Source organism: Paenibacillus dendritiformis, assembly GCF_015845845.1.
Classification (GTDB): Bacteria; Bacillota; Bacilli; order Paenibacillales; family Paenibacillaceae; genus Paenibacillus_B; species Paenibacillus_B dendritiformis_C.
The window spans coordinates 1-11,844 of the sequence record NZ_LDIG01000232.1; the positions used below are offsets into that span (position 1 = coordinate 1).

The window sequence follows — 11,844 nt, forward strand, 5'->3', positions numbered from 1 at the left end:
CGCCGTCAAAGCCCCGGCCGGCGTCAAGGCTCCGAGCCGTTGAAGCAGATCGGCGCCTTGGGCCAGAGCGGCCGCGGGCGGCGGGGTCAGCCACCGCAGGTCGGCGGCGGCGGTGCCCCAGGCCGCGAGCTCCAGCACGAGCGGGGCCAGATCCGCGTCCAGAATTTCCGGCTTGTTCTGCGCCGGAAGCTGGGCGTGGCGCGCTTCCGGCCAGAGCCGGTAGCAGACGCCGGGGCCCAGCCGTCCGGCCCGGCCGCGCCGCTGATCGGCGGACGCGCGGGAGACGGGGACCGTCTCCAGACGCGTCATCCCGGTGCGCGGCGAGAAGCGCGGCACGCGCATAAGGCCGCTGTCGACGACGATGCGGACGCCTTCCACCGTCAAGCTCGTCTCGGCCAGCGCCGTGGCGAGCACGACCTTGCGCCGGCCGTCCGTTCCGGGCGCGATCGCGGCGTCCTGCGCTTCGGCCGAGAGCTGGCCGAACAGCGGGGCGATCCGCACCCGCCCGTCCATGCCGTTCGACCGCAGTTCCGCATGAAGCGCCTCCTCCGTGCGGCGAATCTCGCCCGCGCCGGGCAGGAACGCCATGAGGTCGCCGTCATGGCGCTGGAGCGCCGCGGCGATCGTGCGGGCGACCGCCCGTTCAAGCGGCACGCTCTCCGGCTGCGGGGCATAATGCGTATCTACCGGATACGTCCGCCCCGGGCTATGGATGACGGGCACCCCGCCCAGCAGGGCGGCGACCGGCTCGGCCTCCAGCGTGGCGGACATGACAAGGATACGCAGATCGCCGCGCAGCAGCGCTTGCGATTCGAGCGCCAGCGCCAGGCCGAGATCGGCGTCGAGATGCCGCTCATGGAACTCATCGAAGATGAGCAGGCCCACCCCCTCCAGCGCCGGATCGTCCTGCAGCATCCGGGTCAGGACGCCCTCCGTGATGACTTCCACCCGCGTCGCGGCGCTCACCTTCGTATCGAGGCGGACCCGGTAGCCCACGGTCTCGCCGGCCTTCTCCCCCATCGCCCGCGCCATATAGCGGGCGGCCGAACGGGCCGCCAGCCGCCGCGGCTCCAGCATCACGATGCGCTGGCCGCGAAGCCAGGGCTCGTCCAGCAGCGCCAGCGGCACGCGCGTCGTCTTGCCCGCCCCCGGCTCGGCGACGAGCACCGCCCCGCCCCCGGCGTGCAGAGCCTCCTTCAGCGCGGGCAGGGCATTCTCTATCGGCAATCGGTTCTGTTGCTCCACCATTCTTCCACTCCAACTCCATGTCTGATTCTGTTCACGGCCGGGTCAATCGGCATCGTGACCCATGCAGAAGAACGGCACATGAGGCCGTACTCCTGCGGCGGGGGCAGTACACGACAGTTCCTGTCCCAGTCCCGTCTTCCCTTCGTCCATCATAGATGAGAGACGGCGCGGTTGGCAATGCGGCGGGGGAGCTAGACAGGTCGGGAGTTGCGCTATGGCTCTAGATCCGGCTCCAGTCGGCAACGCTTCTCAACGACTGCAACGAACACAGGCAGGATGCCACCCCGTCACAATCATGTACCCCGCCGGAGCGCCCTGCTTGTCGCTGATACGGCATGGAGCACATCCTCTTCGGTCAGGGCGGCCCGATGCCGCTCCGCGGTCCATTGCCCGATGAACGGACGATTATCCGGATCGTTCTCGGTCTCCAAGACGAACGCCAGATCCCGCTCTTCCGTCATCCGCACCTCCAGCTTGGGCGATTGAATGATGATTCCCTTATTCATTCTTCCTCATCCTTTCGCGAACCAGGCCTCGTACAGCCGGCCGATTCCGTCTTCAATCTCGTGCTCGCTGACGCCTCCGAAGCCGAGCAGCAGGGTGGGAGCCTCGGTGTCCGCGCCTTCCCCCCAATAGTTCGAGGTCGGGTACACCTTCACCCCGACACGGGCCGCCGCCTGCAGCAGCTCTGCTTCCGTCATGCCGTTGCCGGCGCGAAGCAGCACATGAAGCCCGGAATCTTGGCCGATGACCCGGACCTGTCCGCCCATCGTGCGCTTGACGGCAGCCAGCAGGGCCGCGTGCTTTTTGCGGTAAATTTTGCGGATTTTCCGGACATGCCGATCCCAGTGCCCTTCCTCCATGAACCGCTCCAGCGTCAGTTGATGCAGCTTGGATGCGGTCTGCTCATACACGGCAAAATCGCTCCGGTACCGTTCCAGCAGCGCCGGCGGCAGCACCATATAGCTGACGCGGATGGACGGCAGCAGCGACTTGGAGAAGGTGCCCATATAGATCACCCTCCCCCCTGAATCCAGGCCTTGCAGCGCCGGAATCGGCTTCGCGTGATACCGGAATTCGCCATCATAGTCATCCTCGATGATGAGGCCGTCCCGCTCCTCCGCCCACTGCAGCAGCCGCAGCCGCTTCGCCACCGGCATGACCATGCCGCATGGGAACTGATGGGACGGCGTAATATAGACCGCCTCCGCGCCGCTCGCCTTCAGCAGACCGACGTTCAAGCCGTCCTGCTCCATCGGAACGGAGACAAGGCGCAGCCCGTGGTTGCGGAAGATCGCCCAAGCGCCGTCATAGCCCGGATTCTCGAGCGCGACCGTCCGGCGTTCGCTGGCGATCATCTGGCTGATCAGCATCAGAAGCTGCTGAATGCCTGCGCCGATGACGACCTGCTCCGGTTCGCAGACCACTCCCCGCGACCGGCGCACATAAGCGGCAATCTGCTTCCGCAGACCGGGCTCGCCCTGCCGCTCCCCGTATTGCAAGGCCTCGACGGGCAGCAGCCGCCATACGTCGTTCGACAGCTTCCGCCAGAGCGGGAGCGGAAAGCCGCCGACATCGATATTGCCGTGCCGGAAATCAATCTCATAGTCCATGGCAGCGGCCGGATCGGCTGGCGGCGATGCTTCCCGATGGCGGCTTGGCGGAGGCAGCTCCGCGTCGCTTTCCAGCTCGCAGACGAACAAGCCTGCGCGGGGGCGGCTGTCGGCATAGCCTTCCGCCTGCAACTGCTGATAGGCGGCCTCAACCGTATTGCGGCTAAGATGCAGGCTCTCCGCGAGCTGCCGAATCGAAGGCAGCCTCGTTCCGGCCGGTATGGCGCCGCTCAAAATCTGCCGCTTCATATACCGGCAGATCTGTTCGTATTTCGCTTCCCCCGCCTGCTCGTCAATGTATGGAATCAGGTCCACCATTAGCCCCTCCTTCTGTCCCCATCAAGAATAGAAAAACTGTCACTTATCGCAAGGACAGTGATTGCCTATGATTATAGCAGACTTCGCAAGCTTTGATTACCTGGAGAAAGGAACATCGTTGATGAGCATGTGGTTCAGTTATATGCTGCTTGGCATTTCACTGTCGGCCCCGGTCGGCCCCGTGAATGTGGCGCAGATCAAAGCCGGCTTGAGAGGAGGCTTCTGGAACGCCTGGTTCGTCGGCATCGGCGCGATGTGCGCCGACGTCGTGTTCATGCTGCTGATTTATTTTGGGGCAGCCGCCTATGTAACGACGCCGCTGGCGAAGCTGATCATCTGGCTTCTGGGCTGCGGCGTGCTGCTGAAGCTCGGGTATGACAGCATCCGCGATGCCCGTTCCGTCATCGATACGGGGGATACCGGCGGTTCAGCCCGCAAAGAACCGGTCGGATCGTCGTTCTTGTCCGGCTTCCTTATCGCGATTGCCAATCCGATGAACATCGTGTTCTGGATCGGCATCTATGGATCGGTCATGACCAAAACGCTGGAATCGTCGGGGAATGGCCACGCGCTATGGTTAAGCTGCGCGATTTTTGCCGGAGTGTGCCTGTGGGACTTCTCGGTCTCGCTCGTCGTCCATCTGAGCCGAAGAGCGGTCTCCCCCCGCCTGATGAAATGGATCTCGATCATTGCCGGGTGGTCGCTTATCGGGTTCGGCGCCTACTTCGGTTATTGCGCGATTCAACAAACCATTCTGCTGCTGCGCGGATAACGGAAATCTGCCCTTCTTTACAATCCGGCTGTTCTCCATGTACACTGATCTCGTTCGAAAAAGCGCTCGGGGCATACGATTCGGTTGCCCCCGCATCGGGTAAACAACATAAAAACGCGTGTAAAAACAATGTATCGGGAGGACGCCGCTTTATGACCTTTTATCCGGAATTGCTTGCGACGCCGTTCCATGGGATCGCAGTCGCCTTATGGATCGTCGCCGTCATCGGCATGCTCGCCGGAGGCTATGATCGCAAGACCGTGCTGAAGAGCTCGGCCGGAGCGGCCCTGGTGCTGTACGGGGCCGCCAGCATTTTCATTTATGCCGTATCCTACGACGCTCACCACATGGAAGCGAGGATGCTGCAATCTTTGGATGACCTGCATGCCGAGACGACCAAGGATTTGAATCTGATCCGGCCGGTTGATCATATGGTCGCGAAGGTCGGTTCGTTCCGTGATGAGGACAATTACCGGATCACGGTCTATGTCGGCAATTATAATGAGAATAAGGCATTCGATGGCAGCCTCTATGTGAAAATGTATGATGCGCAGGGCAACATGCTGGAAGAGAAGACATACAAGGAACTTCATCTGAAGCCGGGGGAGAAGAAAGAGCTTGATCGGATGACGATGGAGACCGAGGTCGATCGATATGAATTTGTGTACGAATCCGATCTTCCTTAATCACCGGGAAGCGGCACATCCGGAGCTACAAGCCCGGATGCGCCGCTTGTTGTTGATCGGCACGGTTCCGCCGAACCCGGGAGATAAGATAGGGAATCCATGATATCGCGATGTACAGCAGCGCCGCCGTGGCGATTTCATCCCAGGCCCCGTAAGACGGCGTTCCCTCGTCGCCGCACAGGATGGCCCCGACCACCAGGTACAGGGCAAAGTTCAACAGCGGGTAGCTGATGAGCTGCATCCAGTGCTGGATGCTCACGCGATGATAGAAAAGGAATCCGAACAGCAGCATGATGACGGCGGCGATGGCTTTATACGCGGCGTGCCGGTACATCTCTTCCGTAAGATACCCTTGATCCGCGGCTGCGAAAATGCCGTACAGCAGTACCCCCTGAACGAGCAGCATCCCGTATGCTCCCCAGCCAATCTTGCCGAACCGATACGTCTTTGTGTTGGATGAAGCCGACGCCCCCTCCGGGACCGGCTCCTCCTCTTCCTCCGGCGCCAGACTATCCACGTATTGGCGGAAGTTGTCGTCAATTCGATGGATATGTTCCGGCCACGCCGATTCCGCGCATTCCGGGCCATCCTCCTCGATCGGCTCCTCCTGTCCAACGGCGAACAAGCCTTTCAGCCCGCGAACCGTCTGGCTGAAATACAGCGGAATATGGCCGGAGCGGAACTGGGCCAGCCAGGCCAGGATATCGTCATTCCGCATCATCGGAATGGACAGCTTCCCGGGCTTCCAGCCATCGCTGTATTCGAGCGTCAAGGTCCGCACCATGCCGAACTGCGGCACCTGCTCCGTGAACTTGGACGGCGTATACAGATGATAGCCTTCCAAGACCGAATACCCGTACAGGACGCGCCGAATGTCCGCCAGCGCAATCGATCCCTCCCGCTTCTCGCGGGAAGCCAGGTCCCATGCCTCATACTCCACCCGCTCCGGGTAGAGGCGATATGTATCGCGATGACGGTTCATCCATAGCTGCTGCGCCCATAGACGGACCGTGCCGCGCACGATGAAGAAGCCTGGCACGGCGAGCAGGAAGCTGGCGTATACCCAGCCGTTCCGCCACCCGTACAGGAGCAGAAACGGCCCGATCATCATCGCCAGCCCGACAAGGACGACGATGAAGTACGCCTCCCACATCAAAATCCAATACCACGGCTGAATCTTCGGCTGCCGAAGTTCATGAATGAGTTCCGTCGTCCTCAAGCTGTAATCTCCCTTCCCAAGACGATTCCATGTTCCATCATATACCCATCGGCGCAAAACATGAATAATACGTTCCTTACCCCATTTTTCCTGTAATCAATCAGGGCTGAAGCGCAATGTTCTTAGCATCCGATCAAAAAACTGTCCCCGGGCCTTTGCGGCCTCTCGGGGACAGTCTGCTGCTTGCGCCTACCCTTGATGGCGCTGCAGGAAATCGACGATCGCGCGGTACACGCGCATTTCGTTCTCTTTCTTCGTGAATCCGTGTCCTTCATCGTCCAGCACGATATACTCGACATCTCGTCCCTGCTGGCGGAGCTGCTCGACGATCTGGTCGGACTCCGCCTTGACGACCCGCGGATCGTTCGCGCCCTGGATGACCAGCATCGGGTTCGTCATGCCTTCGAGATAAGTAATCGGGGACTCCTTGATGAAGCGCTCTTTATCGCGCTCCGGCTCGCCGACCCATCGGTCCATCATCGGCTTCCAATGCTCCGGAACCGAATGGTAGAAGGTGAACAGATTGCTGACGCCGAAAATATCGACCGCCGCCCGGAAATAATCCGCATGGCGTCCGGCCAGCAGCAGCGTCATATAGCCGCCGTAGCTGCCCCCCACGATGAACAGGCGATCCCTGGACGAGATACCCTGCTCGAACAGCCAATCCATCCCGGCCACGCAATCGAGACGCGGGCCTTCCCCCCAGTCGCACTCGACCAGCTTCACGAACGAGCTGCCGTAGCCGGTGCTGCCCCTGAAGTTCGGAGCGAAGATATGGTAGCCCTGGGCGAGGAAGTATTGGAACATGCTGCGGAACTGCTTGCGCTCCGCTGCCTGCGGACCGCCATGCGGCCAGAATATCGTGTAGCCGTTGGCCGCTTCTGCCTTCGCCCGGAACAGCAGCGCCTCTATCTCCATCCCGTCGAAGGAGGAATAGGCGACGACCTCCGGCTCTACCATCTGCTCGGGCGTCAGTCCGGTCGGCAGGTTCCGGGTCAACTGCTTCCAGCCGCCGTCCGCTTGCTTGTAAATATTCGCCGGAGATGCGGCTCCGCGGGCGAGCAGGTAGACGGTGCCCGATTTGGCGACATGAATCTGGTCGACAAGCGAGTTCGGAAGCTCCATCGGCCCCAATTCCCGCGCATCCAGCGAGAACCGGTACAGGCGATCCTCCACGCCTTTTTCCGTAACGAAGTAGAGCGTCCGGCTGTCCTTGTGCCACTTGATCTCGACGATGCCTTCCCGCGGAATCCGGCACAGCTCGGAAAACTGGCGGCTCGGAATATGGTAGGATGCGGCGTAGGCATACTCCGCCTTGTAATCCGTGGCGAAGACAATCGTGTCTTCATCCACAAAGATGGCGCGGCTGCTTCGATGAACCTCGCCTTCTTCGGCGGGTACCACCGGAAGATCGCCTTCTTCGGTGCGGACATAGAGGACGCGATAGGTATTGCTATAGGAATGGCCGTAGACGAAGCGGCCCTCGCCCGGACTGACCGCCTCCAGATCCGTTGCCGCACCCTGTCCCTCAATCAGAAGCTCGTCCTGCTTCGTCCGCAAATTGTATACGCGGCTGTTCAAAAAATTCGGATTATTCCGGCTCGTGCAATAATATAATCTCTCCCCGTCCTCCGACAGGTGGGCGAAATACATCTTGTCCTTCTCATCCGCCTCGATCAGCGGTATCGGCTTGCCTCCGGCCGGCGGAATCGCATAGATGTGGTAATTCTCGTCTCCGTCGCGATCGAAGCCGCACAAAATATGGCGCTGCTCCGGGTCGATGGAAATGAAGCTGCTGACCTGATTGATATACGTCAGCGGGTAAGGGAAAGCGGTCCCCTCCATCTCTATCGCCCACAGATTGTAATGGCCGTTCAGGTTGCTGCTGAACACGATTCGGCTCTCATCCCGGCTGACCGCGAACTGGCGAATGACCGTCGTCTGGAAATACTGCTCTACATCCGGCTTCGGAAACTGCAGCATCATAACCCCTCCTTCTTGGCGCCAAACCGGGAAATGGAACTGCACGGCATTCCAAAGTTTGGCATATGAATACATCCATCATATCCCGATTTCCGCTCCCGTGTAAAGTGGGCCTTCTCATGGCGCAGGCCGCTCCAGCCCTTACAAATCAAGACAGATCGCCTGTTGCTGTATAAGAAAATCTCCATGCCGCAGCGCTGCTCCGTTCCGTTCGCGGGAACCCCGTTTATTTAACCGCCGGTCTCCGATGGGGCTTGGCTATCTTTTTCGCCCAATAGGCGCTTCCGTCGGGCTCCCGATCAGCGTACCATCATCGGCATGCGCCGCCGGGACCGCCGTTGGAAGACGCAAAAGGCCGCTCCGCCGGCTCATGACAAGCCGGGCGGGCAGCCCATTCCATGGTTGTTTTATTCTGCTATGCCTTTGGTCGGCTGAATTTGAATGGCTGTGAACTTCCCTGAGGAAGACATGACTCCATATATCGATGGCTGGCCTTTCTTCGTGTATTCAAACATATTCGGATAGTCAGGATTCCAGGACACGGAATACCCTTTCATGTCGATTCCCGCAATTTTCTTGACGACGGACGAGACGGCGGCAATCTTCTTCTCGTTGCTCATCTTGTTCGCCAGTTTTTCCATTTGATCATAATCAATGGGCTTGTTGTCAATGAGAGAGACGCTCCATATTTTTCCCGTCTTTGTCCCTACGACAATGGAAGCCTTCCCGTCACCGTCGCTGAACATCCAGACATCTCCGTCCACGGCTTTCGTGCGGATGGCCTCCGTCAGCTTCGGAGCGGACACGCCCGCCGTTTTCGCCATCTCTTTGAGCGCTTCCTGCGCCTGGGCCAACGCCTTTTTATCGGCTTGGGCCGCCGGGTATTCAATCGCGGCGAAGGTAACGGCGCCATTGGCGACCGCTACGCTGGCATCATCGCTATTAATATAATAAGTGATGCCCGTTTCTGCTGCCTCTTTCGCTTTTACGACATCGGTAAATTTGAATTTTTTCTTTCCGTCCAACGCTTTGAGCGCCTTCTCCGCAGCTTGTTTCACTTTATTCGGCACTTCCGCATAGGAGGCGGCCGCGCTTACGTACAAGGAATTATCGATATCCTCGATAAGGAAGCTGGCATAGTCGTGCTCGTTCTCGCCGGTAAGAAAGATCATCTCATCTGATTGATATGCATGGCTCAGTTCAATCTCTTTCCCCGCGAGCTTCTTCATTTCCTGCCGCACCCGCTGAAGGAGAGCATCATCGATATCCTCCATATTCAGTTCAACGCTCTCTTCTTCCCAATCCCATTCCTCGGCCTGCGCATGCGCCGGTACGGCGCTTAGCAGCAGTGCGGCCATCCACAGCGGCGCGATCCATTTGACCCACTTGGTCCATCTCATCGTCGTGTCTCCTCCTATGTATTATTGGACATGGAACAGGGACGCCGTACGCCCCTGACCACCCTCCTAATTATACGAAGGAAATACAGGATTAGACAATGAATATTTGTTCATTATATGATTTTAATAGAGAATAGTGTAACCCACGGATGTATAAGAACCGTGCAGGCACCCCGTATGGAAGAAGAAGGAGGGACTCATATGGCTGGAGGAAGCGCTGCATCCACAGCGGATGGCCGTGCCTTACATGATAATTGGTACCAGGTCGATCCATTGGACAGGAGAACGTATGTGATTCACGAACCCCGCTATTATCAAAAAAATAATGTATTTCTTCTGATCGGGACCGAGCGGGCGCTGCTCTTTGATTCCGGTTCGGGAAAAAGAACGATCGCCCCGCTTATCAGACAGCTCACCCATCTGCCGGTCATCCTGTTTAATTCCCACGCTCATTTCGATCATATCGGCAATAACCACGAGTTCAAGCATATCGCGCTGACCGACCTTCCCATCAACCGAGAGCAAATGAAAAACAACCTGTTCACCCCGCACTGGCGGTTACGGTTGTCATTCAAGCGGTATTCCTTCCCCATTCAGGAATGGTATAAGGCAGGTCAGACGATAGATTTAGGGAACCGGAAGCTCCATGTGATTCCATTGCCGGGGCATTCCGCGGATCATGTCGGGTTGTTGGATGAGGAGAACGGGTATTTCTTTGTCGCGGACGCTCTGTATCACGGTCCTCTCGTAGCCAATCTCCCAACCGCCCACATTCCGGACTACGCGCGAAGCGCGCAGGCGATGATCGACATCTATGCCGGTCACAAGATATTGGGGAGTCATTTCCTGCCTGCTCCCTTCATGGGCAAACGTCATCTCCTGGATCTGAAGGCCGCATGCGGGCAAGCGCTCGATTCCCCGCGGAGCTTGGTCAATCGGCTCAAGCCTTTTCTCCTCTTCAAGCACGGTACGGTTACCTTGCAAGTGAGCCACGCGGCCTTAAAGGAGCGCGACCGGGGGCCGGCCCCGGAATAGACACAGGCCGTCATCCCTCACGTTCCTGATCGGCCTGCCGCTTCCTTCATAGGAACGGCGCGATAGAATCCGGGGCGAGAGCCCGTTCAAACCGCCAGTCAGGCTCAATGCGCCGGGAAAAATACCATCTGCAGCGCGAAAATGACGCCGAAAACATAGAGAATCGGGTGCACCTGCCGGCCTTTGCCGCTGAACAGCTTGATAAGCGGATAAGTAATGAAGCCGATCGCGATGCCCGTCGCGATGCTGGATGTCAGCGGCATGCTGATCATAATCGCGAATGCCGGGAACGCATCATCGAATTGCTTCCATTGGATGCGGGCCAGCCCCTCCATCATGAAGCAGCCGACAATGATCAGCACCGGAGCGGTAATGGCCGGGAGCGAAGATATCGCTTCGATCACCGGCGAGAAGAAGAGCGACAGGAAGAACAGCCCGGCGACGACAGCCGAGGTCAAGCCGGTGCGCCCCCCTGCGGCCACGCCCGCCGTCGATTCCACATAGGCGCTGGACGGGGTCGTTCCCATCAGCGAGCCTGCCGTCGTCGCCATGGCGTCAGCCAGCAGCGCCTGCTTGGCCCGCGGAAAAGAGTTGCCCTTCATCAGGCCCGCCTGCTCCGCGACGCCGATCATCGTGCCGGTCGTATCGAAGATCGTCACCAGCAGGAAGGCAAAGACGACCGTATACAGTCCATGCGTGAAGACGCCTGAAATATCGATGTCGAACAACACCGGGGCCGCTGGCAGCGCCACGACGCCCGTGAACTTCATCAAGCCCATGAAATAACCGATGACGGCGGTCAGCACCATGCCGATAAATAAAGCGCCGTGCACCTTGCGGGCCATCAGGATAAGCGTGATGAACAAGCCAGCCAGCGTCAATATCGTGACAGGCTGGTGCAGATCGCCGAAAACGAACAATATGTCGATACGGAACTCATTCTTCACATCTCGTCCTCTGTTGAAAATCGTTAGTCTATATAGAATAAACTATTGAACTTCCATAACAGGAGGGTTTTGTCCCATCATTGTCGAATTCAGAAATACCCTGAATGAGGCGGTGAATGAGATGGATAACAAGGAAGCGCTGGCTGCAGTTGAAGAACGAATAAGAACGACGAAGGATCGCCGCATGTACGAGCGACTTCAAACCGTACGTTTACGATTAATGGGCAAGTCTGTACGCGAGATTGCCACGATCATCTGTCGTTCGGAGAAAACTATTCGCCTTTACATCCGCGCCTATGAAAAAGAAGGGTTGTCGGGCTTGGCCATGCAATTCTCTCCCGGGCGATCCCCACGCCTGACGAAAGAACAGCGGGACGCATTGAAGCAAGTCATTGTGAACCAGGTGCCAGCAGACGTTGGATTCACCGCCAAATTCAATTGGACGTTGCAACTGATAGCAGACTACATTGAGCGTACGTATGGATGTACCTATTCGCTGCGCGGCGTTTCGAAGATGATGGAACATATGGGCATGAGCTATACGAAACCGACGTATACGCTTGCCGCTGCAGACCCTGTTAAACAACAACAGTTTGTCGAAGAAACGTTTCCGGCTCTAAAAA

General features: G+C 58.4%; 10 protein-coding genes and 1 pseudogene. 4 read left to right on the plus strand and 7 right to left on the minus strand.

Annotation, left to right across the window (positions count from 1 at the left end; genetic code table 11):
- From hrpB to pdxR, 3 genes are all read right to left on the minus strand, one after another.
- On the minus strand, positions 1 to 1,248 hold a 1,248-nt coding region (gene hrpB / locus ABD76_RS22830; RefSeq protein WP_197259351.1), incomplete at its 3' end, for an ATP-dependent helicase HrpB.
- Positions 1,249 to 1,541: 293 nt separating this feature from the next.
- Positions 1,542 to 1,754 (minus strand): hypothetical protein, encoded by a 213-nt coding sequence (locus ABD76_RS22835; RefSeq protein WP_197259352.1) that lies wholly within the window; start codon positions 1,752 to 1,754, stop codon positions 1,542 to 1,544.
- Between the two features lie 6 nt (positions 1,755 to 1,760).
- Positions 1,761 to 3,179, minus strand: a complete 1,419-nt coding sequence (gene pdxR, locus ABD76_RS22840; protein WP_197259353.1) for a MocR-like pyridoxine biosynthesis transcription factor PdxR — start codon at positions 3,177 to 3,179, stop codon at positions 1,761 to 1,763.
- Between the two features lie 118 nt (positions 3,180 to 3,297).
- Between pdxR and ABD76_RS22845 the strand changes: the two genes are divergently transcribed.
- Complete coding sequence (locus ABD76_RS22845; RefSeq protein ID WP_197259359.1) at positions 3,298 to 3,951, plus strand: LysE family translocator; 654 nt, start codon at positions 3,298 to 3,300, stop codon at positions 3,949 to 3,951.
- A gap of 152 nt (positions 3,952 to 4,103) precedes the next feature.
- Entirely contained in the window at positions 4,104 to 4,637 is a 534-nt protein-coding gene (locus tag ABD76_RS22850; RefSeq protein WP_197259354.1) for a hypothetical protein, read from the plus strand.
- 25 nt (positions 4,638 to 4,662) lie between these two features.
- Here ABD76_RS22850 and ABD76_RS22855 read toward each other — a convergent pair whose 3' ends face one another.
- The 3 genes from ABD76_RS22855 to ABD76_RS22865 all read right to left on the minus strand — a co-directional run bounded on the left by ABD76_RS22855 (position 4,663) and on the right by ABD76_RS22865 (position 9,239).
- Positions 4,663 to 5,856, minus strand: coding sequence for a hypothetical protein (locus ABD76_RS22855; protein ID WP_197259355.1), 1,194 nt, complete (start codon positions 5,854 to 5,856; stop codon positions 4,663 to 4,665).
- 189 nt (positions 5,857 to 6,045) lie between these two features.
- The gene (locus ABD76_RS22860) at positions 6,046 to 7,839 is read right to left on the minus strand and encodes a S9 family peptidase (RefSeq protein WP_197259356.1); all 1,794 of its coding nucleotides are present in this window, start codon (positions 7,837 to 7,839) and stop codon (positions 6,046 to 6,048) included.
- Positions 7,840 to 8,246: 407 nt separating this feature from the next.
- Entirely contained in the window at positions 8,247 to 9,239 is a 993-nt protein-coding gene (locus ABD76_RS22865; RefSeq protein ID WP_197259357.1) for a hypothetical protein, read from the minus strand.
- A gap of 201 nt (positions 9,240 to 9,440) precedes the next feature.
- Here ABD76_RS22865 and ABD76_RS22870 point away from each other — a divergent pair, with 201 nt between their 5' ends.
- The gene (locus ABD76_RS22870) at positions 9,441 to 10,274 is read left to right on the plus strand and encodes an MBL fold metallo-hydrolase (protein ID WP_197259358.1); all 834 of its coding nucleotides are present in this window, start codon (positions 9,441 to 9,443) and stop codon (positions 10,272 to 10,274) included.
- Between the two features lie 104 nt (positions 10,275 to 10,378).
- Here the strand turns inward: ABD76_RS22870 and ABD76_RS22875 are convergent.
- A pseudogene (locus tag ABD76_RS22875) lies at positions 10,379 to 11,188 on the minus strand (NCS2 family permease); the annotation flags it as partial.
- A gap of 154 nt (positions 11,189 to 11,342) precedes the next feature.
- On the opposite strand from ABD76_RS22875, the gene ABD76_RS22880 reads away from it, so the two are divergent.
- A partial coding sequence (locus tag ABD76_RS22880) for an IS630 family transposase (protein WP_197256132.1) occupies positions 11,343 to 11,844 on the plus strand: 502 nt, incomplete at its 3' end.

Coding starts and splice junctions, on each gene's coding strand:
- ABD76_RS22865 (WP_197259357.1), bottom strand. CDS start 9,239: ATGAGATGGACCAAGTGGGTCAAATGGATCGCGCCGCTGTGGATGGCC.
- ABD76_RS22850 (WP_197259354.1), top strand. CDS start 4,104: ATGACCTTTTATCCGGAATTGCTTGCGACGCCGTTCCATGGGATCGCA.
- pdxR (WP_197259353.1), bottom strand. CDS start 3,179: ATGGTGGACCTGATTCCATACATTGACGAGCAGGCGGGGGAAGCGAAA.
- ABD76_RS22835 (WP_197259352.1), bottom strand. CDS start 1,754: ATGAATAAGGGAATCATCATTCAATCGCCCAAGCTGGAGGTGCGGATG.
- ABD76_RS22860 (WP_197259356.1), bottom strand. CDS start 7,839: ATGCTGCAGTTTCCGAAGCCGGATGTAGAGCAGTATTTCCAGACGACG.
- ABD76_RS22870 (WP_197259358.1), top strand. CDS start 9,441: ATGGCTGGAGGAAGCGCTGCATCCACAGCGGATGGCCGTGCCTTACAT.